22 protein-coding genes and 1 pseudogene are annotated in these 23,046 nt (G+C 44.0%); 18 read left to right on the forward strand and 5 right to left on the reverse strand.

All coding sequences use genetic code 11. The features are described 5' to 3' along the window. The first annotated feature begins 202 nt into the window (after positions 1 to 202). The 7 genes and pseudogenes from D7Y06_RS18940 to D7Y06_RS18970 all read left to right on the forward strand — a co-directional run bounded on the left by D7Y06_RS18940 (position 203) and on the right by D7Y06_RS18970 (position 8,121). A complete protein-coding gene (locus D7Y06_RS18940; RefSeq protein ID WP_243119401.1) occupies positions 203 to 805 on the forward strand; it encodes a hypothetical protein in 603 nt (200 codons plus the stop codon). Positions 806 to 823: 18 nt separating this feature from the next. After that, a pseudogene (locus tag D7Y06_RS18945) lies at positions 824 to 968 on the forward strand (tyrosine-type recombinase/integrase); the annotation flags it as partial. Between the two features lie 360 nt (positions 969 to 1,328). Beyond that, on the forward strand, positions 1,329 to 3,158 hold the full coding sequence (locus D7Y06_RS18950) for a methyl-accepting chemotaxis protein (protein WP_120409280.1): 1,830 nt from the start codon (positions 1,329 to 1,331) through the stop codon (positions 3,156 to 3,158). Positions 3,159 to 3,183: 25 nt separating this feature from the next. Next, positions 3,184 to 3,861 carry a response regulator transcription factor gene (locus D7Y06_RS18955; RefSeq protein ID WP_120409281.1) on the forward strand — a complete coding sequence of 226 codons (678 nt, stop codon included), beginning with the start codon at positions 3,184 to 3,186 and terminating at the stop codon, positions 3,859 to 3,861. 6 nt (positions 3,862 to 3,867) lie between these two features. Continuing rightward, a complete protein-coding gene (locus D7Y06_RS18960; RefSeq protein ID WP_120409282.1) occupies positions 3,868 to 4,803 on the forward strand; it encodes a sensor histidine kinase in 936 nt (311 codons plus the stop codon). A 105-nt stretch (positions 4,804 to 4,908) separates the two neighbouring features. Continuing rightward, on the forward strand, positions 4,909 to 5,580 hold the full coding sequence (locus D7Y06_RS18965; protein ID WP_120409283.1) for an ABC transporter ATP-binding protein: 672 nt from the start codon (positions 4,909 to 4,911) through the stop codon (positions 5,578 to 5,580). A 3-nt stretch (positions 5,581 to 5,583) separates the two neighbouring features. Then, a complete protein-coding gene (locus D7Y06_RS18970) occupies positions 5,584 to 8,121 on the forward strand; it encodes an ABC transporter permease (protein WP_120409284.1) in 2,538 nt (845 codons plus the stop codon). Between the two features lie 60 nt (positions 8,122 to 8,181). Here the strand turns inward: D7Y06_RS18970 and D7Y06_RS18975 are convergent, their stop codons facing one another. Then, entirely contained in the window at positions 8,182 to 8,898 is a 717-nt protein-coding gene (locus D7Y06_RS18975) for a DUF3239 domain-containing protein (protein WP_120409285.1), read from the reverse strand. Between the two features lie 176 nt (positions 8,899 to 9,074). On the opposite strand from D7Y06_RS18975, the gene D7Y06_RS18980 reads away from it, so the two are divergent. The 7 genes from D7Y06_RS18980 to ilvC all read left to right on the forward strand — a co-directional run bounded on the left by D7Y06_RS18980 (position 9,075) and on the right by ilvC (position 17,075). After that, entirely contained in the window at positions 9,075 to 9,680 is a 606-nt protein-coding gene (locus D7Y06_RS18980; protein ID WP_120409298.1) for a cytidylate kinase-like family protein, read from the forward strand. A 46-nt stretch (positions 9,681 to 9,726) separates the two neighbouring features. After that, positions 9,727 to 10,512, forward strand: a complete 786-nt coding sequence (locus tag D7Y06_RS18985; RefSeq protein ID WP_120409286.1) for a glycoside hydrolase family 88 protein — start codon at positions 9,727 to 9,729, stop codon at positions 10,510 to 10,512. A 29-nt stretch (positions 10,513 to 10,541) separates the two neighbouring features. Continuing rightward, complete coding sequence (locus D7Y06_RS18990) at positions 10,542 to 12,101, forward strand: glycoside hydrolase family 28 protein (protein WP_120409287.1); 1,560 nt, start codon at positions 10,542 to 10,544, stop codon at positions 12,099 to 12,101. Between the two features lie 58 nt (positions 12,102 to 12,159). Next, complete coding sequence (locus tag D7Y06_RS18995) at positions 12,160 to 14,373, forward strand: response regulator (RefSeq protein WP_120409288.1); 2,214 nt, start codon at positions 12,160 to 12,162, stop codon at positions 14,371 to 14,373. 93 nt (positions 14,374 to 14,466) lie between these two features. After that, positions 14,467 to 15,432, forward strand: a complete 966-nt coding sequence (locus D7Y06_RS19000; protein ID WP_120409289.1) for an SGNH/GDSL hydrolase family protein — start codon at positions 14,467 to 14,469, stop codon at positions 15,430 to 15,432. A 96-nt stretch (positions 15,433 to 15,528) separates the two neighbouring features. Then, the gene (ilvN, locus tag D7Y06_RS19005; RefSeq protein ID WP_120409290.1) at positions 15,529 to 16,029 is read left to right on the forward strand and encodes an acetolactate synthase small subunit; all 501 of its coding nucleotides are present in this window, start codon (positions 15,529 to 15,531) and stop codon (positions 16,027 to 16,029) included. Positions 16,030 to 16,052: 23 nt separating this feature from the next. Further along, positions 16,053 to 17,075 carry a ketol-acid reductoisomerase gene (gene ilvC / locus D7Y06_RS19010; protein ID WP_120409291.1) on the forward strand — a complete coding sequence of 341 codons (1,023 nt, stop codon included), beginning with the start codon at positions 16,053 to 16,055 and terminating at the stop codon, positions 17,073 to 17,075. A gap of 37 nt (positions 17,076 to 17,112) precedes the next feature. Here ilvC and D7Y06_RS19015 read toward each other — a convergent pair whose 3' ends face one another. After that, positions 17,113 to 18,003 carry a LysR family transcriptional regulator gene (locus D7Y06_RS19015; RefSeq protein WP_120409292.1) on the reverse strand — a complete coding sequence of 297 codons (891 nt, stop codon included), beginning with the start codon at positions 18,001 to 18,003 and terminating at the stop codon, positions 17,113 to 17,115. A gap of 134 nt (positions 18,004 to 18,137) precedes the next feature. Between D7Y06_RS19015 and leuC the strand changes: the two genes are divergently transcribed. Together leuC and leuD are read left to right on the forward strand one after the other, a co-directional pair. Continuing rightward, entirely contained in the window at positions 18,138 to 19,397 is a 1,260-nt protein-coding gene (gene leuC, locus D7Y06_RS19020; RefSeq protein ID WP_120409293.1) for a 3-isopropylmalate dehydratase large subunit, read from the forward strand. A gap of 12 nt (positions 19,398 to 19,409) precedes the next feature. Continuing rightward, positions 19,410 to 19,898 carry a 3-isopropylmalate dehydratase small subunit gene (gene leuD, locus D7Y06_RS19025; protein WP_120409294.1) on the forward strand — a complete coding sequence of 163 codons (489 nt, stop codon included), beginning with the start codon at positions 19,410 to 19,412 and terminating at the stop codon, positions 19,896 to 19,898. A 47-nt stretch (positions 19,899 to 19,945) separates the two neighbouring features. Here the strand turns inward: leuD and D7Y06_RS19030 are convergent, their stop codons facing one another. Together D7Y06_RS19030 and D7Y06_RS19035 are read right to left on the reverse strand one after the other, a co-directional pair. Further along, positions 19,946 to 20,227: a hypothetical protein gene (locus D7Y06_RS19030; protein WP_120409295.1), complete on the reverse strand. Its 282-nt coding sequence runs from the start codon at positions 20,225 to 20,227 to the stop codon at positions 19,946 to 19,948. Between the two features lie 30 nt (positions 20,228 to 20,257). After that, on the reverse strand, positions 20,258 to 20,599 hold the full coding sequence (locus D7Y06_RS19035; protein WP_120409296.1) for a hypothetical protein: 342 nt from the start codon (positions 20,597 to 20,599) through the stop codon (positions 20,258 to 20,260). 108 nt (positions 20,600 to 20,707) lie between these two features. Between D7Y06_RS19035 and D7Y06_RS27690 the strand changes: the two genes are divergently transcribed. Further along, on the forward strand, positions 20,708 to 20,833 hold the full coding sequence (locus D7Y06_RS27690; protein ID WP_256387238.1) for a hypothetical protein: 126 nt from the start codon (positions 20,708 to 20,710) through the stop codon (positions 20,831 to 20,833). A 31-nt stretch (positions 20,834 to 20,864) separates the two neighbouring features. On the opposite strand, the gene D7Y06_RS19040 is transcribed toward D7Y06_RS27690, so the two are convergent. Further along, positions 20,865 to 21,089 carry a hypothetical protein gene (locus tag D7Y06_RS19040; protein ID WP_199714773.1) on the reverse strand — a complete coding sequence of 75 codons (225 nt, stop codon included), beginning with the start codon at positions 21,087 to 21,089 and terminating at the stop codon, positions 20,865 to 20,867. A 186-nt stretch (positions 21,090 to 21,275) separates the two neighbouring features. On the opposite strand from D7Y06_RS19040, the gene D7Y06_RS19045 reads away from it, so the two are divergent. After that, positions 21,276 to 23,046, forward strand: a 1,771-nt coding sequence (locus D7Y06_RS19045) for a CAP domain-containing protein (RefSeq protein WP_199714780.1), incomplete at its 3' end; no start/stop codon positions are given.

Below are 23,046 nucleotides of genomic sequence, written 5' to 3' on the forward strand. Positions count from 1 at the left end.
GCTAAGTATGTACGATTATGTGTAGAGGAAGAGACAAAGAAACTTTCATACCCCGCTTTCATTCCCGCTTTAGCAGGAATGAAAGGCAAGTGCTGTGAGCGGCGACGTAGGAGCCGAGCACAGTGCTTGAGTGCTTGCACCGGGGTAGTTGATTGGGACGATTTTACAGCCGGGTGGGAAGAAGCCGCTGGGTGAAACTGTTTTGATGACTTCGGTAGGTAATAACGACAGGGGAACCTTTATTGTTCCCGATCATGTCGCTGCGTCTTTAACGAAAGACATAAATATTTTGTTAGTACAGTATAAACCCGGTATAAATACAGATGAAATATTGCAGAAAATGATACCGATTGGGCTGGAATGGGAAACAGAGGGGTATCGGTATACTGAAAAAATCATGTTGAGCAGTATGTATTACGGCTCCTGCGCGTTGCTGGTATTCTTATGCTGTTATATCGGGCTGGTGTTTCTGCTGATATGCGCCGCGCTGCTGTCCTTAAAACAGTTGACAGAAACCGCAGATAATATTTACCGATATGAGTTATTACAAAAGCTGGGAACGGATAGCCGGTTACTTTTCGGAGCTTTATTCAAGCAGATAGCAATAATCTTTGTTGTGCCGCTTTTGCTTGCAGGAATGTTTTCAGCCTTTGGAATTGGAAAAATCACAGCGATTGTAGAAGAATTTCTAAATATGCACATATCTACAAATATTGGTGCTACTGTTTTGATGTTCTTGATTGTGTATGGTGGATATTTCATTGCCACTTACCTGTCATGTAAACATATGGTTATGGAAAAATAAATTGAAGAATTATTCTGAACCAACTTAGCCAATGCGGGCATGAACCCGAAAGCGTTACAGTATATCATGGGACATTCCAACATCACCATGACGCTTGAACTATTACGCACACGCAACTTTCGCTTCCGCAAGGGCTGAAATGGAAAAGCTGATCGCAGCATAGCCGCAGACGGATTTACTACTTCTTTTACTACCACCCAGAAGGAAAATTATATATGCTCCATATTTATATCCACATACAGATATTCTGAAGAATCCTTCAGCCGTTTTGATTTTGCAGCACTTTAGAATATGCATTCATATACCGTTCAAAATCTGGTTAAAGCCTTAGTTTAAACTTATGGCTTTCGTCATTTTTACGAAAAACTATAAAAAAAGACAAAAAAAACTGGAACATTTACCAAAAAGCATATACATACGCCCCAAATATGTGTTACAATGAAATCAGAAATTTTGGAAGAGGAATCAGACGGGAAAAATGAGAATTTTTTTCGTGGGTTACAGTTGAAAGGGGGAAGTGTTAATGTTTACAAATTTTAAGGTGCGCACAAAATTAATTATTCTAACGGTTGTGGCAGGGCTGGCCCTATGTATCATAGGGTTCATGAATATGAACAGTATGGAAAAATCTTATTTTCAGTCCGTATCCAGTATGAGGGAAATGCTCTATGAAGATTACGATGCCCAGATTATGGGGCAGGTGGAAAATGTAATCGCCTTGTTAAATGAGATTTATACGGAATGTCAAAACGGCGCCTTTACGGAGGAGGAGGCTAAGAAACAGGCGGCAGACCTTGTCCGGGAATTAAGGTACGGGGAGAGCGGATATTTTTGGATTGACACCTATGAGGGGGATAATATCGTCCTTTTAGGGCAGGAAATTGAAGGGACTAACCGCTTGGAGACTGAGGACAGCAACGGATACCAGATGATTAAAGATATTCTGAAAAACGGCCGCCAGGAAGGGGGCGGATTTACCGAATACTATTACCCCAAGGAAGGCAGCTCGGAAGTTTATCCCAAACGGGCATACAGCAAAGCCTTTGAACCCTGGGAGTGGGTGATAGGCACTGGAAATTATGTGGATGAGCTGGAAAACCTGGCAGTGGAGAATAATGCTCCCGTGAAACGAATTTTCCGTTCCACTATGACATTTTCAGTGTGTTCTATAACCGTTGCAATGCTGCTTTTGATTCTGATTGCAGTTTTGATTGTTGCAGATATTGCAAAGTCTTTGCAGGCGGCTGCCAAACAGATGAATTGTATGGCAGAAGGGGATTATGCCAGTGATTTTATGAAAAAATTTTTAGGGCGGAAAGATGACTTTGGCCATTTGGCAAGATGCATCGAGGATATGAAGTCAGCTATGGTAACGCTAATCTGTCAGGTGCAGGCGGAGTCGGAAACAATCAGTACGGCGGCGGGTTCTGTCAATGACTGTGTGGCAAAGCTGACAGATGACTTGGCCAGCGTGTCTGCAGCTACCCAGGAATTGTCTGCAGGAATGGAGGAGACAGCAGCTACCACCATAACAGCAGACGAATCTGCCGCAGATATACATTCGGCGGTACAGCACATAGCCAAACGCTCTCAGGATGGCGCCCAGGGAGCTGCGGAAATTAAGGGCAGGGCAGAGGAGACAAACAGGAAAATTAAAGGAGCCCAGGAAAAGACGGTTCTTCTGAAAAAGGAAATCCAGCAGGATTTGGAGACGGCATTGGAAGATGCAAAAGTTATAGACCAGATCTATGAACTTTCCGGTGTAATTATGAATGTGGTCTCCCAGACGAACCTTCTGTCTTTAAATGCATCCATCGAGGCGGCCAGAGCCGGTGAGGCAGGCAGAGGATTTGCGGTGGTTGCAGGGGAAATCGGGGAACTTGCAGAGCAGTCAAGGCAGACGGTGATTAAGATACAGGAAGTGACACAGGAGGTGACACAGGCGGTGGATAACCTTTCCTCAAATTCCAGGAAACTATTGGATTTTGTGGTGAAAGACGTATCCGAGGACTATGAAGGATTTCTTTCCATCGGGGAGCAGTATGATAAAGACGGCGCCTCCGTGGATGAATTGATGAGTGAATTCAGCTCCATTGCCCATGAGCTTTTCGACAATATGGAAGGCATTAAAAATTCTATGAGCGATATTTCCAAAGCAGCGGAGGAAGGAGCCCAGGGCACCACGGAAATTGCGCAGAGGGCATCCGTTATTTTAGGTGAGTCCGAGGAAGTTTTGCAACAGGTCACAAAAACGAAGCTGAGTGCAGAGACTCTCCGGGCAGAAATAGGGAAGTTCCATGTGAGCAATGAGAGCCTTGAGGCGAATCTTGCTGCCTCTGGGGCAATAACATAAGTAGTGAGAAATGAAAGGGAGAACAATGAAAAGAATACTTCTGATTGAAGACGACAAATCTTTAAATTCAGGATTAACTTATGATTTGGAACTGGAGCATTACAAAGTATATCCCGCCCTTACTTTAGGAGAGGGAATTGGAATTTTAGAGGAAGAAGAAGTGGATTTAATTCTTTTGGACGGAAACCTGCCGGATGGAGACGGATTTGACTTTTGCAGGGCAGTGAAAAAAGAAGGGAATATCCCTGTTATTTTCCTTACAGCCAGAGATTTAGACCAGGATGAAATGAAAGGGTTTGACTGCGGGGCGGATGATTATATCACAAAGCCCTTTAAAATGCCGATTCTCCACAGAAGGATTCAGGCCGCCCTTCGGAAATCCGGGGAAAATCATTCAGAACTTATTTATAATGACGGATATCTGAAAATTGATTTTGAAAAACTTACTGTTCTAAAGGGGGACATGGAACTGCCCATGACCCCCACAGAATTTAAGATTTTGCGGCTTCTTATTTTAAATTCGGATAAAGTAATGACAAAACGTCTCCTCCTGGAAAAAATATGGGACAACACCGGAAATTTTGTAGATGAACACACGGTGGCAGTGAATATAAACCGTCTGCGGAAAAAAATAGAATCGGAAGACCATGTATACATTAAAACATTGTATGGGATGGGATACCAGTGGATAGGCAGGGGGTAGCACGATATGGAAAAAGTGTTGTTTCTATTGTCCCTGCTTTTTTTTCTTACATCTATAGGGATTATGATTTATGTAAGGAAATGTCTCCTTACCTACACCACGGAGCTTTCAGACTGTCTCCAGGGGATTCTTGACGAGGATGAAAATATTGATTTTAAGGAAAACCAGGATACTCTTGTGGGAAAACTTATGGTGAAAATGCGCCGGATTTACGAAATCCTCATAATGCGTTCCCAGGAAAATCTTTATCAAAGAGAGTCGCTGGAATCTATGATTTCCGATATTTCCCATCAGTTGAAAACTCCCATAGCCAGTATCCGTATGTACCACAACCTTTTAGAGAGAAAAGAGTTGGAGGAATTAAAGAGGGACGAATTTTTATCTGCCGTGGAAAAGCAGGTGGACAAACTGGAGTTTTTTATGAACAGCATGATACGCATGTCCCGGCTGGAAAGCGGCATTGTAAAAGTAAACCCCAGGGAAAATTCTGTGTATGAGCTTATTGCCCAGGCTGTATGTGACGCAGCTTTAAAAGCGGAGGAGAAAGATATTTCCATAGGAATTTCCTGCAGTGAGGAACTTTTGGGATACTTTGACAGGAGATGGACAGGGGAAGCACTGTTTAATATTTTAGACAATGGGGTAAAATACACAAATCCAGGGGGACATATCGAAATTTCTGCTGAAAAGGCGGCTTTTTATGTGAGAATCAAAATAAAAGATAACGGAAGGGGAATCCGGGAATCACATATTCCTATGATATACAAACGTTTTTACAGGGAACCGGAATCCGTGGATGTGGAGGGGGTAGGCATCGGGTTATATCTTGCCAGGGAGATTATGATGAAACAGAAAGGGTTTCTTGAAGTGCGCTCAAAGGAGGGGGAAGGCACTGAGGTTCTTCTTAACCTTCCGGCAGATAATGCATTTTACAACGTTTAATCCAATAAGGAAAAAGGGAGATTATCTCAATTTTGTTACATTTCTGAGAACAAATTGAGATAATTTTTTTGTATGCTTAATGTATCAAAGGAAGGGAGAAAAATCATGAATTATATTTTAGAGACAAAAGATTTGAAAAAATATTATGGGACAGAGCCCAATATTACAAAGGCCTTAGACGGAATCAGCGTTGCCGTGGGCCAGGGAGAATTTGTGTCTATTATCGGCACAAGCGGAAGCGGAAAGTCCACGCTGCTCAACATGCTGGGAGGCCTTGACATTCCCACTTCCGGGAGCGTGAAAGTCAGGGGAAAAGAGATTGCCAGGATGAAGGATGAACAGCTCACGGTTTTCCGCAGGAGAAATATAGGATTTGTATTCCAGAACTACAATCTGGTGCCTATTTTAAATGTGTATCAAAATATTGTGCTTCCCATAGAATTGGATGGAAATAAAGTGGATAAACCCTATGTGGACAAAATCATAAAAATGCTGCATCTCACGGAAAAACTGGATAATCTTCCCAATAACCTTTCCGGGGGACAGCAGCAGAGAGTGGCCATTGCAAGAGCGTTGGCCAGCAAGCCTGCAATTATCCTTGCGGATGAGCCAACAGGGAATCTGGATTCCAAAACTTCCCTGGAGGTTATGCAGCTCTTGCGCATGACCAGCACAGAATTTGCCCAGACACTTGTCATGATAACCCACAACCCGGAGCTGGCCCAGATTGCAGACCGGATGATTCACATAGAAGATGGAAAGGTCACAGAGGGATAAGAGATGAAGATGATGAAAAACAATAACAAAAAGTTTATAATAACTTTATCCAAAAACTGCCTTAAGGCGGACAGAGGAAGAAACCGCATTGCTGTTTTGGCTATTATTTTAACGGCAGTTCTGTTTATGGCCCTCACCACGGTTCTTGAGGGCGCGCAGATTTCCATGAAAGAGCATATGCTGCGCCAGGCAGGTACCAAATTTATGGTATCTATAAAAAACCTCACCAAAGAGGAGGCATATGATCTTTTATCCAATCCCAAATTTGCAGTTTCCGGGGTGGAGCGGTTTGTGGCCAGTGGGGTGAATCCGGAATTAAGCAACATGCAGGCTTTTGTGGGATGGATAGAAGAAACTGCGGCGAAATATCACTATATAGAGTTAGAGCAGGGAAAATACCCGGAGAAGGAAAATGAATTGGCCATTGACACAGAAGTTTTGCGGCTTCTTGGCCTTCCAGAGGAAACGGGAAGCAAGTTTACCCTTAAATATAATGTAGGGAATTACACCCTGGAAAAAGAAATGACGGTGTGCGGATTTTGGGAGGGGAAACCGTATGAACAGAGCACTACTATTTTGGTTTCCCAGGATTTTGTGGAACATGCCCTGGAAAAATACGACGGAATCTATAGAGATCTTGCGGAGAAAAGCTATGATGTGAGGGGAAGTTTCCCAAAAGATAAAAACATAAAGGAAAATCTGGATGAACTGGTGCGGGACCTGGGGTACAATCCCCATGCAAAAAGAGGGGAGGAAGGCTTTCTTATCCATCACATCAACCCCGTGTATGAGATGCGCTCTCTCAATAATTCTGTCCAGACTTATATTTACGTGGGCATAGGGGTGCTTTTGATTCTTTTTGCAGGATACCTGATTATATACAATATCTTTAAAATTTCTGTGGAAAAAGACATCAGGCTTTACGGACAGTTAAAGACCATCGGCACATCCCCCAGGCAAATCCGCTATATGGTGTCCCGCCAGGGAATGGTTTTATCTCTTGTGGGAATACCTATAGGGCTTTTTGCCGGCTGGCTCTTAGGCAACCTGCTTTTGCCTCCTGTGATGGCAAATACCACGGCAGGGGAATCCCTGTTTATTGTCCCGTCCCTTTGGGTCTGGATTATCTCTGGGCTTTTTACCCTGATAACGGTAAAAATCAGCTTAGATAGACCGGGGAAAATAGCGGGCAGGATATCTCCCGTGGAAGCATTAAAATATCATGGGGTACAAAAGGGCAGAAAGAAACAAAAAAAGGGAGGGACCTCCGGCCACCGCATTTTGTCCATGGCAGTAAGCAATTTAACCAGAAATAAAGGCAGGACAGTGCTAGTGATTCTCTCTGTGTCCCTAAGTTCCATACTGTTAAACAGCGTGTTAAATTATACCGGGAGCATGGATCAGGAGACTTATGTCAGACGGGATGCGGTGACAGATTTTGATGTGAGAAGCGCTAATTTCCTAAAGTTTTTGCCTGGGGATAATAACAATGCGGTTTTGCAGGCTAAAGAAGCGGAAGAATTGGAACATATGGAGGGGGTCACAGATTTTGCCAGGTCTTACTGCTATATGCTCCCGGAGGAAGAACTTACGGAGGAAAGGGAAGATTTGGGAAAAGTCCTCTCTGTGAATGGAAAGGAGACTCCCTCCAATATATATGAGTACGACAGAGGAAGGATGCTCTACGGCTACAGTGAAAATGCGTTTTCCAATGTAAAAATCATTGAGGGAAGCATTGATTATGATAAGCTTTGCCAGGAAAATTATGTGGTGATTTCAGGTTTCTTAAGCGACAGGGGAGAGTATTACTATGAAACCCAGGAATTTCACGCTGGGGATGTGATTGAGGTTGAAATTGCCGGGGAGAAAAAGGAATATACTGTAATGGCGGTGGTGGGGGCGTCAAATGCTTTGAATATGAGCTACAGCGCCGGGGGATATGAGGCCATTGTCTTTTCAGAGCCTGTGTTCCTTCACATGTTCCCGGAAATGGGAAATCCCATTCACTGCCTGTTTAACGCCCAAGAGGGAAAATTTGACCAGGTGAACGCCTTAGTGGAAAGTTTTGCAAAACAGAGGGGATTATCCCTTGTCACCAGGCTTTCGGCGGAGGCAGACTTTAAGGAAATGCAAGACACTTACCGTATGGTGGGAATCATTATTTCACTTATTTTGGGATTTATCGGTGTTTTAAATTTAGTGAATGTAATATTAACCGGGGTGATTGCAAGGCAGAGGGAATTCGCCTCCATGAGAAGCATCGGCATGACAAAAATCCAGCTAAGGAAGCTGATGGTTTACGAGGGCATTATCTATGCAGTAGTTTCCGGTGTGATTGGGATTACCATTAGCGCCATCCTTTCCCTTACCATGGTAAAGAACCTGTCTGTAAATATCTGGTATATGAAATATCACTTTACCATTTTTCCGGCGGTTTTCGTGTTATGTATCAGTGTGGTTTTTTCCGCCTGCATTTCCGCAGGGACAGATCAAATGTGGAATAAGGGAAGCATTGTGGAACAGTTAAGGCAAGCAGAGTAATTAGGCAGTCCAACACAGAAAAAACCGGCATATCCGCCGGTTTTTTCTGTCCTGACCTTTTTAACCCTCCAAGGGTTTGTAATTGCTGTCCAGGTAATCTTTTCTCCCAAAGGGTTCGTAATTTTCGTTCAGCATAATGATTTCCCCGTTTTTTAAATCCGGGAATTTCTCAGCCATTTCTTTTAATACCTCCCATTCATCCCGGGAATTTTCCTTATTGTCTTCCTCCACCTGCCTTAAGGCAGCTGCAATTTCCTGCTGGTTCGTTGTGGCCCAGTACAGGGGATGGGGCTGGAAAGCAGAGTGGTAAGGGCCTCCTTCATACCGGAAAAAGCAGGAGCAGGGCACTTTTTCGTATAATTGGTTTTTGGCGCCCTCCAGATTTTTTACCACCAGGTTATAGCACCCGTTTACCGTGTCGGCGCCGTCCTGGGCAACCAGATTGGCAATGGCCATAATGGTAAGGGGCTGTGTCTTTATGATTAACCCGGGAACCAAAAGCCCTTCCTCATACACCTCCCTCATGTAATCCTCCGAGATTTTTCCCGTGCCCCTCCACAGAAAAAACAGAGCCGCAAGGGCGCAGATGCCCACCGGAACCCAGAGCTTAAAATATGCCAGAACCGCCAGAACCGCCAGGCATACCACAAAGATAATTTTAGAGCTTTTTCTCTGGGAAAGCACGGCGCCTATGATTTCATCGTGCTTTTTGATGCGGCTGGCGTCTGCATGAATCCCGGATTTTGTACTTGCCTCAAATTGTGAATAATCTACCATTTTTCATCCTCCATGTTTCATATTTTTATGTATTTCTGATTTTTATTATATACATTTTATACCTGGCGGGCAATAGTTTTTGCTTTCCCGTAAAAAAAGAATTGTGGGATTTGGCAGGAACGGTTATAATAGGGTTAAGAAGTAAAAATTTGGGAGTTATGAAAGGAGAGATGGGTATGTATCATATTATCACCATTGAGCGTTCCTACGGGAGCGGGGGGAACGAAATAGGCAAACGGCTGGCAGAGAAGTTAGGATACAAATTGTTTGACCGGAATATTTTAATTGAGGCGGCTCAAAACCTGAATACACCTCCTATGTATATTGAAAATTTGGAGGAGAGCAGCTCCGGAAGCCTTATCTTTAATCTGTCCAAATCCTACTCCAAGGGAAATATGGATGAGAAGTCCCTTCCCCTGGCAGAAAAACTCTTTGCCGAAGAAAAGCGGATTATCGAAAAGGCAGCCGATGAGGGTGGATGCGTTATCGTGGGACGCGGGGCAGGCTATATTTTAAAGGACAGGGAAGACTGCCTGCGGGTGTTTGTCCACGCAGAGAGAGAAAAGAGAATACATCGAGCCATGGAAAAAGAGCATATGAGCCAGACGGAGGCGGAAAATGCCATGAAAAAATTTGACAAGCGCAGGAAAGGGTTTTATAATTCCGTTACAAAGTGGGAGTGGGGCAATCCCCAATATTTTGAATTGTGCTTAGACAGCGGAAAACTGGGCATAGACCTGTGCATCAAGCTGCTTACGGGAGTGGTATCTGCCTCTGAATAGAGCTTTTCGTTCTCATCTAAAAAAATGTTAGTAAAAGGATGTCACTATGAACTATAAAGAATATTTAAACCAGTATTTAGAAGAAAAAACACCGGATAAAAACAGTATTTTTCTTGTACAAGGATGCATGGAGCAGTATCTCTTGGCGGAGACAGAGGAGGAAAAGAAATTTTTCCTCTCCTGTCTGGAAAATATATCGGAAAAAAGCGGTGTAAGGGGCAAAAATCTCTTCGTGCTCTACGATGCTGCCGATAAGGAGATCTACAGGGAAAAAATTGAGGATAAAATGGAATCCTTAAGGCAGTGCCCCCGGAATTCCGATGGGATTTTTTGTGAATCACAGGAAAATCCCACTCCAAAACCATGGGATTTTCTCTATGAAGCATATCCTTTTTATATGTCCTATGAGACATATTTTCACAACAAAGCGGACTATGGGGATTTTTATCTGCAGATGCGGAAGTTTGAGCCTGCAATGGTTCGCTGCGTCACCTGGGAGGATACATGCTTCCTTATGATGTTAATCGATGTGATTGACAGTATGAGCAAAGAAATATTTGAACATTACAGATCCTTAAAGGAAATTTTTAAAAGGACGATAAAAAAATGTATGCCGGCACTTACCGGCGGGGAAACAGAGGAAAAAGTGAGCCTGGCAATGGGATATGTTATCGTAAAAGCCTGCAATTTAAAGCTCCTAAACGGAGAAAAGTATGTTCCCACAGGGATGAAACTCATGGACGTCCCTCAGGGATACGGGGAAGATGAGGTTATTGCCGGGCTTTCTATGATGGCGGAAAGTGTGAAGCGCCAATACCTGAAATATGAGTAAAGAAAAATTTATCATCAAAGGAGAATAACATGGACATTCGGATGATTATGAAGACAGCCAGGAGTGTGTCTGTGGAGCTGTACGACGGCGGCATATATTACACCAAGAAAAAATATGATATTTTTTTAAATGGGGAAAAGTGGCAGAATACAGATACGGTGGTCACTACCCTTTACGGTTTAAAGCCGGACAGCAGATATAAAATAACTGTGGCAGGGGAGGACGGCAGGGAAGAGGGCAGTTTAAATATTACCACGGAATATGAATTTGTCACCTTAAATGTCAGAGATTTTGGGGCAAAAGGGGACGGCGTTTCCGATGATACAAGTTTTATCCAGGCCGCCATATCTTCCTGCCCCAGGGACAGCCGGGTATTAATCCCAAGGGGCACCTATAAGGTTACAAGTTTGTTTTTAAAAAGCGATATCAATATAGAGCTGGCAAAGGGAGCAGTTTTAAAGGCGGATACGGAACGGTTTCATTTTCCCATACTGCCGGGGCTTATTGAAAGTTATGACGAGATGGATGAATATAACTTAGGCTCATGGGAAGGCAATCCTTTGGATATGTTTGCAGGCATTATCTCAGGCATTGAGGTGAGCAATGTAAAAATCTACGGACAGGGAACGGTGGACGGAAGTGCTGATTTTGACAACTGGTGGAAAAATGAAAAAGACATGGTTGGGGCTTTCCGGCCCAGGATGTTATTTTTAAACCACTGTGACAACATAAAAGTCCAGGGCATCTTTTTCCACAACAGCCCGGCCTGGACCATACACCCCTATTTTTCCAGCAATCTGGTATTCTGCAGCCTGAAAGTGGAGAATCCGGCCCAGTCTCCAAACACCAACGGGATTGTTCCGGATTCCAGCGAATATGTGGAGATTTGCGGCACCCGTTTTTCTTCGGGAGATGACTGCGTGGCTGTAAAATCTGGGAAAATTTACATGGGAAGAAAATATAAAACCCCCTGCAGAGAGCTGCATATATACCAGTGCCTTATGGAAAACGGCCACGGGGCTGTCACCATCGGCAGTGAGATGGCCGGCGGAGTCATTGACCTTTTGGTGGAAAAATGCCGGTTTAACAATACAGACAGGGGCCTTAGGATAAAAACCAGAAGAGGGCGGGGCAAAGACGCCGTGGTTGACCAGATTACTTTCCGTGATATTGAAATGGACCAGGTATTGGCACCTTTTACCGCAAATGCATTTTATTACTGTGACCCGGACGGAAAAACAGAGTTTGTCCAGTCCAGGGAGAGCCGTCCGGTAAATGAGGGCACCCCGGAGCTTAAGACTTTCTGCTTTGAGAATATTACGGCAAATAACTGTCATGTGTCCGCCACTTATTTTGAAGGGCTTCCAGAGAGAAAAATTGAACAGGTAACTATGCGGAATATCACGGTAAACTTTGCGGAGGATGCAAAGTGTGATTTGCCCATTATGTCGGAGGGAGTGGAGCCATGCAGCAAAAAAGGGGTGTTTATGAAAAATGTTGCCCACCTCATCTTTGACAATGTAAAAATGTTTGGCCATGAGGGGGAGGTAATGGAGACTCCCGATGTGGACAGGGTAGATTTGATATAGGAAAGAACACGTAATAGTGAGGAGATTATGAAGCTGGTATTTGCTTTTGGGAGGAAGTATGATTAGTTTCATGAAAAAAATGATACAGCGGTATTATGAGAAATTTTTAAATAATGAATTGCCCATACGGAAAGTACTTTTTAATCTGATATTGTTTACAGGAATTGCAGGGGGCGCCTTCTCCCTGCTTTTATCCATGTTTGCCAGGCTTCCCATAGGGCAGATTACAGTTGTGGCCACAGCGGAAGTCATTTTAATCGGATGCTTTTATATTGCAAATTTTAAGGGGATGATGCGGCTTGCTTCCGTTATTATCTGCCTCGGAATTACGGTGGTGCTTTTTCCCATTATGTTTTTTTCCGGAGGCGGGGCATACAGCGGCATGCCTTTCTGGTTTGTTATGGGCACATTGTTTACATTTCTCTTAATTGAGGGAAAACTTTTTTATATTCTGCTGCTTTTTGGAACAACGGTGCACACGGCCTGTTTTCTTTTGGCCTATTACCATCCGGAACTTGTGATTGATATTGATACAAAAGCCGGGACATACCTGGATATCTGGCAGTGTATGATGGTTTTATCCTTTGCCATAGGGATTATCATTAAATTCCAGGTAAGGATTTACAATAAGGCTATCGAATTGAACCAGCGTCAGAACGAGCAGCTGGAATATTCCAAAAAAGAGGCGGAGCGGGCAAAGGAGAAAGCGTTAAGCGCCAACCAGGCAAAAAGCAATTTTCTGGCAAATATGTCCCATGAAATTCGTACGCCCATCAATGCGGTGCTGGGGATGGACGAGATGATTTTAAGGGAATGCACCGACGAGAATATCTGCGAATATGCAAGGAATATTCAGATTGCCGGGGGACAACTGTTAAGCCTCATTAACCAGATACTGGATTTTTCCAAAATAGAATCCGGCAAAATGGAAATTTTAAAAGTACAGTACGAACTCAGTTCCCTGATACAGGATTCCTACAGCATGGTAGAAGAGCGGGCAAGGAAAAAGAACCTGGAATTTAAGGTGATTTGTGATGAAAATATTCCTAGGACTCTTTTGGGAGATGAGGTGCGCATGCGCCAGATTATTGTAAATCTTCTCACAAATGCCATTAAATATACGGAAAAGGGCTGCGTAACCCTAAATGTCCAGGGAAAATGGAAAAATGAAGAGGAAATTCTTTTAACCATATCGGTAAAGGACACGGGGACAGGGCTGTTAGAGGAAAACAGAAAACAGCTTTTCCAGTCTTTCCAGCGTCTCAACGAAGAAAAGAATTACAATATTGAGGGAACCGGCCTGGGCCTTGCAGTGGTAAAACAGCTTCTTGAACTTATGGAGGGTGAAATCCGCGTGTACAGTATTTACGGGGAAGGCTCAGAATTTGTGATAAAGGTAGCCCAAAAGGCAGTGGATAAAACTCCTATGGGGAATTTTGCAAAGCGCTATGAGCAGATTCATCCCAAAAATACCCTTTATCATCCGGAGTTTACCGCCCCTGGTGCGCAAATCTTAATTGTGGATGATGTTCCCATGAATATCACGGTGGCAAAAAATATGTTAAAGAGCCTGAAAGTCCAGGTAGATACCGCATCCTCCGGGCAGAAATGCCTGAATTTAATCCGGGAGAAGCGTTATCATCTTATCTTTATGGACCATATGATGCCGGAAATGGACGGAATAGAAGTGTTCCACAAAATGAACGAGATGCAGGAGTCGAAAAATCACGGTGTCCCGGTGATAATGCTCACGGCAAATGCGATTTCCGGGATGAAGGGAGAATACCTTTCGGAAGGATTCCAGGACTATCTCTCCAAACCTATGCGGGGCAGAGACTTAGAGCAGATGATTAAAAAATATCTTCCCCGGGAATTGATACATGATTTCCACCGGGAGGAAGAAACGGAAAAACAGCAAAAAGATATTGGAGAGATAATTCCGGAACTTGACAAGGAGATGGGAATCTCTTACTGCGGAGGCGCAGAAGATATTTATCTGGATATCTTAAAGGAATACTGTGAAAAAAACAGGCTGAAGGATCTTAAGACCTGTTTTGAAAACAGGGATTGGCAGAATTACAGGATTCATGTACATACCTTAAAGGGAACTTCCCTTACCGTGGGTCTGCCGGGACTTTCTGAATTGGCCAGGGAGGTGGAACTTGCGGTAAAAGAGGGGGATTATGACACGGTTTATAAAAAACATCCTGGAATGATCGAACAGTATGGGGATATTTTGGAGCGATTGGAGAAATATGTGATAATTCTGTGACAAGGCTTGAAGGAAATATGGCCTTGGAGTATAATACTTTAAATAAATTGCCGAAATAATCATGAAATGCTGCGGCAGGAAAGAAGTGAAGGTATGAAGAGAAAAAATTGGAAACAGGTATCGGCGGCTGTTGTTATGGCCATTGTGCTGGCGGGGTGCGGCAATGGGGGAGGAACCCCAAAGGAGGAGACATCCCAGGGAGAGGTAAACCCAAAGGAGGAGATGCAGAAGGGTTCGGAGGTCCGGGCCTCATTTGTGGAAAAAAATAAGGATAAGAAAACAAAAGACACAAAAGATAAAAAAACCAGTGAAAAGGAAACAAAAGAGGCTGAGACAGAAACAGAGACAGAAACAGAGACAGAATCTGAGATAACAGGACAGGAGGAGCTCAGGGGGGACGGCGTTGCCATTATCGCAACAGAGGAAAATTTTGATTATGTTGCACTGGGAAATTCTGTCACCTGCAATGAAATCAGCGAACTTTGGTGGAGCAACTGGGGCATGGCGGCTACCACAGAGGAAAATGACTATGTACATATTGTGTCAAGATGGCTGGAGGGACAGTCGGCAAAACCAGTTACCACCACAGTCCTTGACATTAAAAAATGGGAGGTTGCCCCGGACAGGGGAGCAGCCCTTGAGGATTATGACAAGTATTTTAACGAACACACGGATTTGGTGACATTGCAGACCGGGGAAAATATCACCGAGGGAAAAGAAACCCTTGGGGTGGATTACCCTGCCCTGGTACAGCGGATTAAAGAAAAGGCCCCCAACGCCCAGATACTGATGCTTGGGGAAGTGCTTTGGCCAAAAGATGATATTGAAGCGGCAAAACATGCTGCCTGCGACCAAAACGGCGTTACATTTATCGATGTCAGCGATTTTCGGGCAGCCTATGAGGGGGATACTTTCCGCTCTTCCTTAGGAACCCAGGTTTACGGCGCCGACGGAAACCTCCACGCCATAGACAATGAGGTTGTGGCAGCCCACCCGGATGATGAGGGAATGGCAAATATTGCCCAGCATTTTATCGACAATATTATTATCTCCAATTAAGAAATTGGGTTAAGATGCGTTTCGCTCTTGAAATTTAAAAAGGGATGTGCTAGAATTGGCTCTAGTGTGAGTGTTAGAGCAAAGGAAGGTTTTCTTATGAGAAGACAGGTATTATCTTTACTGGTTGAGAACACCGCAGGTGTTACCAGCCATATATCTGGTCTCTTCAGCAGGAGAGGCTACAATATTGACAGCTTTTCCGCAGGAGTCACAGCAGACCCAAGGTATACCAGAATTACCATTGTGGCAAGCGGTGACGACCAGATTTTAGAGCAGATAGAAAAGCAGCTTGCAAAACTGGAAGATGTTTTGGATATCAAGAAACTGGAGCACGGAAATTCCGTTACAAGGGAGCTGATTCTTGTAAAAATCAGGGCTAAGGACACAGACCGTCAGGCGATTTTAAATGTGACAGAGATTTTCCATGGGAAAATTGTGGATGTCACCCATGATTCCATGGTTATTGAGCTTACCGGCCACCAGGAAAAACTGGACGCCTTTTTAGACCTGCTTGTGGGCTATGAAATCTTAGAGCTGGCCAGGACAGGAATTACCGGATTGTCCAGAGGTTCATCAGACGTTAAATATTTAGATTAAAGCATATAGGAGGAAGCAGCGTAATGGCAGCAAAAATTTATTATCAGGAAGATTGTAATTTATCCTTGTTAGAGGGAAAGACTATCGCAATTATCGGTTACGGCAGCCAGGGACATGCCCATGCCCTGAACTTAAAAGAGTCCGGGTGCAATGTTATCATTGGTTTGTACGAGGGAAGCAAATCCTGGGATAAAGCCGTAAAGCAGGGATTTGAGGTGTTTACCGCAGCAGAGGCGGCAAAGAAAGCCGATATCATTATGATTCTCATTAACGATGAGAAACAGGCGGACCTTTACAAAAACGATATTGAGCCAAACTTAGAGGAAGGCAATATGTTAATGTTTGCCCATGGCTTCAATATCCATTTCGGATGTATCGTACCCCCTGCAAATGTGGATGTTACCATGATTGCGCCAAAGGGACCGGGACATACCGTCCGCTCTGAATACCAGGCAGGCAAAGGCGTTCCCTGTTTAATTGCAGTGGAGCAGGACGCTTCCGGGAAAGCACAGGATATCGCTTTGGCATATGCCCTTGGAATCGGCGGGGCAAGGGCCGGCGTATTGGAGACAACCTTCCGCACAGAGACAGAGACAGACCTTTTCGGCGAGCAGGCAGTTTTATGCGGCGGCGTATGCGCATTGATGCAGGCAGGTTTTGAGACATTGGTAGAAGCGGGATACGATGCGAGAAACGCATATTTCGAGTGTATCCATGAGATGAAGCTGATTGTAGACTTGATTTACCAGTCCGGTTTTGCAGGAATGAGATATTCTATCTCCAATACAGCAGAGTACGGGGATTACATAACAGGGCCTAAGATTATCACAGAGGACACAAAGAAAGCTATGAAAAAGATTCTCTCTGACATTCAGGACGGTTCTTTTGCAAAAGAATTCTTACTGGATATGTCTCCGGCCGGAAAGCAGGTTCACTTCAAAGCTATGCGCAAACTTGCCTCCGAACATTCTTCTGAGAAAGTGGGAGAGGAAATCCGCAAGTTATATAGCTGGAACAATGAGGAAGACAAATTTATCAATAACTAACAGACAAAAGAGACAGCCCAAAATCAGGCTGTCTCTTTTATTTTTTTGTGTAAAATTGTATAAAAAGTTCCAGAGATTTTGTACTTTTTCCCGGTTCTTTATAGGCAAATCCCACTTCCCGTTTTCCAATAGGCGTCTCCAAAGGAATTTCAATAAGAGTTCCATCTTTTAATTCTTCCCGGACAAAATTTCGGATGACACAGGCGGCCCCCACCCCGATTTTGGCAAATTCTATTAATAAATCCATATTGGAAATGTTGATGAAATCCTGTACCTGGATATTATTTTGCTGCAGGTAATCGTCAATATACTGCCTTGTCATATTATTTTTGTCAAGGAGCATCACTGTGGAGTTTTCCAATATATGGCTTTTTGCAATTCCCCTTGTTTTTAAATTTCTTAAATAGTCTTTCGCTGCCACAAAGATATCTTCGATATCCGCCACATGGTCAAAGTGCAGCTCCTTTTCATTTTCCGGTTTTCCCACCAGGCCGATATCGATTTTATTTTCCTGGAGCAGCTTTAAAGTCTCATTGGAGGACTGGCAGTGGATAGATATCCGTATATGGGGATAATGTTTGATAAATTCTTTTAGGCAGGGAAGCAGAAGGTATTTGCACAATGTGGTGCTCACCCCTATCTTTAAGTGTCCCACCCCAAGCTCTATGGAGCGGTGAAGATTTTCTTCCCCCAGAGTTAAGGTATCGAAGGCATCTTTGACATAGGAGTAAAGAAGCCCCCCCTCCTCCGTTAAGGTCACGCCCCTGGAACTTCTGGCAAAAAGCCTGCACCCTAAGCCTTCTTCCAGTTTCTGGATAGATTTGCTGATTGCTGGCTGGCTGATATACAGTTCTTTGGCTGCTTTGGAAATATTTCCTGTGTTTGCCACCGCATAGAATATACGGTATGCAGATAGATTTTGGCTCATTGTTTTCTCCATAACTTAAAATCATATTAAATATATTTAATATGTATTTCTATTATAACAAATCCTGTGCTACAATACAATCAAAGATAAAACAAACACTCACATTACAATATTTTTAAAGGAGGATTCCTTGCATGGGAATGACAATGACTCAGAAAATTCTGGCTGCGCATGCGGGCCTTGAAAGCGTCACTGCAGGCCAGTTGATTGAGGCAGATTTGGATCTTGTTCTTGGCAACGATATCACCTCACCGGTTGCCATTCATGAAATTGAAAAAATGAAAACGGAAGGTGTATTCCACAAAGACAAAATCGCTTTGGTGATGGACCATTTTGTTCCAAACAAAGATATCAAATCCGCGGAGCACTGCAAATGTGTCCGGGAATTTGCCTGCAAACACGAGATTACCAACTATTTTGACGTGGGGGAAATGGGAATTGAACATGCACTTCTGCCGGAGAAAGGACTTACCGTTGCAGGGGATGTGATTATCGGTGCAGATTCCCACACCTGTACCTACGGCGCCCTGGGGGCATTTTCCACCGGGGTGGGCTCTACCGATATGGCCGCTGGGATGGCAACGGGAAAAGCATGGTTTAAAGTTCCCTCCGCCATTAAATTTAACCTTATCGGAAAGCCATCGAAATGGGTGAGCGGAAAAGATATTATCCTTCACATCATTGGAATGATTGGGGTAGACGGGGCATTGTACAAATCTATGGAATTTGTGGGTGAGGGCATACAGCACCTCTCCATGGACGACCGTTTTACCATTGCAAATATGGCCATTGAGGGAGGCGGGAAAAACGGAATTTTCCCGGTGGATGAAACGTGCCAGGCTTATATGAAAGAACACTCCATGCGCCCTTATAAAGTATATGAGGCGGATTCTGACGCTGTGTATGATGAGGAATATACCATTGACCTTAGCGCCTTAAAGCCCACCGTAGCTTTCCCCCATCTGCCGGAAAATACGAAAACCATTGACCAGGTGGGAGAGATTAAAATTGACCAGGTTGTCATTGGCTCCTGCACCAACGGGCGTTTTGAGGACCTTCGCATTGCGGCGGAGATTTTAAAGGGCAAAAAAGTGAAGAAAGGCGTGAGAACCATTGTGATTCCCGCCACCCAAAAGATTTATTTAGACGCAATGGAAGCAGGTTTTATCCGCGCCTTTATTGAGGCCGGCGCCATTGTAAGCACCCCAACCTGCGGGCCCTGCCTGGGAGGATATATGGGAATTTTGGCAGAGGGGGAGAGGTGCGTATCCACCACCAACCGGAATTTTGTTGGCCGGATGGGACATGTGAAATCTGAGATTTATCTTGCAAGCCCCGCTGTTGCAGCGGCAAGTGCCATTACCGGTAAAGTTTCTTCACCGGATGAAGTTTAGGAGGATAGGAATATGAAAGCAGCATGTGGAACAGTCTTTAAATACGGGGACAATGTAGATACGGATGTGATTATTCCTGCAAGATATCTGAATTCTTCAGATCCAAAGGAATTGGCCCTTCACTGTATGGAAGATATTGATAAGGAATTTATCAAAGAAGTGAAAACAGGGGATATAATTGTGGCGGAGAAAAACTTTGGCTGCGGCTCCAGCAGGGAGCACGCCCCCATCGCCATAAAAGCGGCAGGGGTAAGCTGTGTAATTGCAGAGACATTTGCCCGGATTTTTTACCGCAATTCTATTAATATCGGCCTGCCCATTGTCGAGTGCAAAGAGGCTGCCGCAGAGATTCAGGCTGGGGATGAGGTGGAAGTGGATTTTGACACAGGGGTAATCACGGACAAAACCACCGGAAAAACATATCAGGGCCAGGCGTTCCCGGAATTTATGCAAAAAATCATTGACTGCCAGGGACTGGTAAATTATATTAATCAAAAATAACATAAAATATGGCAGGTCCGAAAGGGACCTGCCAATTTTTCCTCTTTTCACCGTTTTTTTAAGTTTCTCATAATATGGAGAAGCTGTTCAGCCTTTCTCTGCTCCTCCGGGTTCATATTCTGTTTTAAAATTTCCACAATCATATCCGTTTCATTGGGAGAAAAAGATATGCCTTCTTTTTTTGCGGCGTTGGCAGCCCCAAGAATCATATTGGACATTTCTTTTGCGTTGCCGGACTTATTCTGAGCGGCGAACTGCATGAGAAAATTCAGTTTTTCCGGTGAAATTTTTGATAAATCCGGGTTATTTTTCATAAAATTGTAATCCATTGGTTTCTCCTTTTTTATTGTCATTATATGTCAGGAATCCGAAAATGCGTCACTGAAAGAAAACATGGAAAAAGCCCCCAGGAGCATATCAATAGACTCCTGCTCCGACGGTGAGCAGAACTTTTTCAAGTCGTTTAACAACTGGACATTCCGCTCCGCAGGGTCGTCAGAGGAGCATATGCTCATGGAAGCAGGGGGTTTTTCAAATATGGACATTACATTCCGAAGTTCCAAAAATTTTACCATGACGGCAAAACTTTTCTGCCGTGCAGGATTTAAGTAAGGTATAAAGGTTTTTAAAATCTGGAGATTCTTACTCTGGGTCTCCAAATCAAACGCAGTAGGGGTAAACTCGTTGGTTTCCTGTTCCATAAAAATCCTTTTTCTATTAGAGTATGTGGGAATCCTGAATTTAGTACCGAAAACAACTGCCCAATTTTCATGTTTTCACATATAGTAGAAAAAAAGGAGATTTTTCCTATGGGACGCTTAGTGATAGACGGAGACAACGTATATGAGCTGGATGAAGAGTGCTTGAGAGAAAAGCGCAGAGAAAACGAAAAGAAAGAGAAAAATTTTTCCGGGGAAGAGAAGGAGAAAAAGTAAAACCGGGGAAGCATATGCTTCCCCGGCCTGCTTAAAGCGCCAGAACTTTGGAATTAGCATCCGCAGAATCCGCTGCCGCTGCCGCCGCAGCAGAGTAACAACAGGATAATCCAAATGCAGTTATTTCCTTCGTCGCATCCGCCGCCGCATCCGCCTCCGAAGAAGCCGCTGCCGCTGCCGTTGCACAGGCAAAGCAAAACGATAAGCCAAAGGATAGATCCGCATCCGCCTCCATTGCTGCATCCACATCCGCCACAGTTTGTTGCTGCTAAATCACTCATTTTTGAATCCTCCATAATTGATTGTTTACACTGTATCATATGTGGAGGGCTTGTAAGTGTTTCCATGTGGAAAAGCTAAAAAATTGAAATTATTTTTATTGACGTAAAAAACATAATGTTTTACAATAAAAATCCATAATGTATTTGGGAAAGGAGTTTTTATGGGTAAAATGAAAAAGGACATGAAACACACAGTATTTTTACTGGCGCTTATTATTATGATTCCCTTATCTGTGCTGCTGGGGAACACACAGGTACAGGGCGCTTCCCTGAAAGGGGCAAATCAGGAATATTTCTTTACCTCTGTAGAGGGAAACTCGGTTTCTTCCGCAGAGACAGGAAAAACCACCATACTTATATTCGGAACCACTACCTGCGGCAATACAAGACAGACCCTTTTCAATATTGCCAAAAGTTCTTGGGTTTCAAATCCCAATATCCGTGTGGTTTTTGCAGAAATCAGCAATAAGACGCAAAGTGAAGTTAAAACCTTTGGGGACAGTTTTAACTGCAGCGCCATTACTTTTTGTTATGAAGAAAACCGGGGAAGCATTTTTAACGCCATGCAGGAGTATACCGTTGAGGCGACAGGCGGAATGCCCTTTACGGTTTTAATCGACGGAAACAAAGAGATTCGAAAAGCCCTCTCAGAAACCCAGACCGCAGAGGGGCTGTTGGCTGAAATCAATAAGTTTTTCAATGTGGACAGCGGAGAGGCCAATCCCCCAGTGAACTTAAGTATTGCAGGAACAGAAAATTATACCTTTGCCCATGAGGTTTTAACCCTGGTAAACCAGGAACGGGCAAAGCGGGGACTGCGGGGGCTTACATTGGATAATGAACTTTTAGAATTTGCCATGCAGAGGGCGGCGGAAATTTCTGTCTATTACAGCCATACCAGGCCGGACGGGAGAAAATATAGTTCCATTACAAACAGGGGAACGAAAAGAGCTGAGAACATTGCAGTGGGATACGCTTCCCCCCAGGCAGTTATGGCGGCGTGGGTGAGTTCCCCCGGCCATTATGCCAATATTATGGATGTGGAATTGACAAGTATCGGCATCGGCTGTTTTATAGACAACAGCGGTACCACCAACTGGGTACAGTTTTTTGACAATGTGCCGGGAGCTGCATCTTCCCTCACAGGCAGCAAAACAGTTACAAGAACCGTTTCTGCAAATACGGAAAATCTTCACCTGAATACTGTAGAAAACCAGTCCTTTATCTGTAAGGATAAAGGAAAGACAACAACATTGGAGATTACCCATACAAACCAGAAGGGAATTGAAAGTGTACTAAAACTCTCCCCTTCAGACTTCGACTTTGCCAGCAGCGATTCTGCCGTTGCATCGGTGAATAATGGGGTGATTACCGTATTAAAACCTGGCACGGCGGTGATTGCGGCTTCCACAAAAGGAAATCCCGCAGGCAATGTTACCAGGACAATTACCGTGGCCAACCATAACTACAATGACAAAGTGGTGAATCCTACCGGCTCTGAGGAAGGGTATACCCTGCACACTTGCTCTGCCTGCGGGGATTCCTACAAGGATTCCTTTGTCCCCATAGATGCAAAGGCAGCTTTTGCCAAAGTCCCAGGGCTTAAGGCAAAGTCCGGCGAAAACAGCATTAAATTGAGCTGGAAGAAAGTTTCCAGTGTGAAAGGATATCACATTTACCAGTACTCTGGGAAAAAATGGAAAAAAATTGCAGCCGTATCCTCCGGAAAAACTTCATACACCGTGAAAAAGCTAAAACCTGCCCAAGGTTTCCGGTTCGGGGTAAAGGCTTATAAGACAGAAAAGGGAAAGCAGGTATTAAGCAAATCATATGCCTCCTTATATACCGCTACAAATCCCCAGGCAGTCAAATTTACTGTGACAGCCGGGAAAAAGAAAGCCGCTGTAAAATGGAATAAAGTAAAAGGGGCGG

Source organism: Roseburia sp. 1XD42-69 (assembly GCF_003612565.1).
GTDB lineage: Bacteria > Bacillota > Clostridia > Lachnospirales > Lachnospiraceae > Roseburia_B.

What these genes read in the sequence shown, in the direction of transcription:
- D7Y06_RS18950 (WP_120409280.1), top strand. Translation starts at nt 1,329, where the DNA reads ATGTTTACAAATTTTAAGGTGCGCACAAAATTAATTATTCTAACGGTT.
- D7Y06_RS18955 (WP_120409281.1), top strand. Translation starts at nt 3,184, where the DNA reads ATGAAAAGAATACTTCTGATTGAAGACGACAAATCTTTAAATTCAGGA.
- D7Y06_RS18960 (WP_120409282.1), top strand. Translation starts at nt 3,868, where the DNA reads ATGGAAAAAGTGTTGTTTCTATTGTCCCTGCTTTTTTTTCTTACATCT.
- D7Y06_RS18965 (WP_120409283.1), top strand. Translation starts at nt 4,909, where the DNA reads ATGAATTATATTTTAGAGACAAAAGATTTGAAAAAATATTATGGGACA.
- D7Y06_RS18970 (WP_120409284.1), top strand. Translation starts at nt 5,584, where the DNA reads ATGAAGATGATGAAAAACAATAACAAAAAGTTTATAATAACTTTATCC.
- D7Y06_RS18975 (WP_120409285.1), bottom strand. Translation starts at nt 8,898, where the DNA reads ATGGTAGATTATTCACAATTTGAGGCAAGTACAAAATCCGGGATTCAT.
- D7Y06_RS18980 (WP_120409298.1), top strand. Translation starts at nt 9,075, where the DNA reads ATGTATCATATTATCACCATTGAGCGTTCCTACGGGAGCGGGGGGAAC.
- D7Y06_RS18985 (WP_120409286.1), top strand. Translation starts at nt 9,727, where the DNA reads ATGAACTATAAAGAATATTTAAACCAGTATTTAGAAGAAAAAACACCG.
- D7Y06_RS18990 (WP_120409287.1), top strand. Translation starts at nt 10,542, where the DNA reads ATGGACATTCGGATGATTATGAAGACAGCCAGGAGTGTGTCTGTGGAG.
- D7Y06_RS18995 (WP_120409288.1), top strand. Translation starts at nt 12,160, where the DNA reads ATGATTAGTTTCATGAAAAAAATGATACAGCGGTATTATGAGAAATTT.
- D7Y06_RS19000 (WP_120409289.1), top strand. Translation starts at nt 14,467, where the DNA reads ATGAAGAGAAAAAATTGGAAACAGGTATCGGCGGCTGTTGTTATGGCC.
- ilvN (WP_120409290.1), top strand. Translation starts at nt 15,529, where the DNA reads ATGAGAAGACAGGTATTATCTTTACTGGTTGAGAACACCGCAGGTGTT.
- ilvC (WP_120409291.1), top strand. Translation starts at nt 16,053, where the DNA reads ATGGCAGCAAAAATTTATTATCAGGAAGATTGTAATTTATCCTTGTTA.
- D7Y06_RS19015 (WP_120409292.1), bottom strand. Translation starts at nt 18,003, where the DNA reads ATGAGCCAAAATCTATCTGCATACCGTATATTCTATGCGGTGGCAAAC.
- leuC (WP_120409293.1), top strand. Translation starts at nt 18,138, where the DNA reads ATGGGAATGACAATGACTCAGAAAATTCTGGCTGCGCATGCGGGCCTT.
- leuD (WP_120409294.1), top strand. Translation starts at nt 19,410, where the DNA reads ATGAAAGCAGCATGTGGAACAGTCTTTAAATACGGGGACAATGTAGAT.
- D7Y06_RS19030 (WP_120409295.1), bottom strand. Translation starts at nt 20,227, where the DNA reads ATGGATTACAATTTTATGAAAAATAACCCGGATTTATCAAAAATTTCA.
- D7Y06_RS19035 (WP_120409296.1), bottom strand. Translation starts at nt 20,599, where the DNA reads ATGGAACAGGAAACCAACGAGTTTACCCCTACTGCGTTTGATTTGGAG.
- D7Y06_RS27690 (WP_256387238.1), top strand. Translation starts at nt 20,708, where the DNA reads ATGGGACGCTTAGTGATAGACGGAGACAACGTATATGAGCTGGATGAA.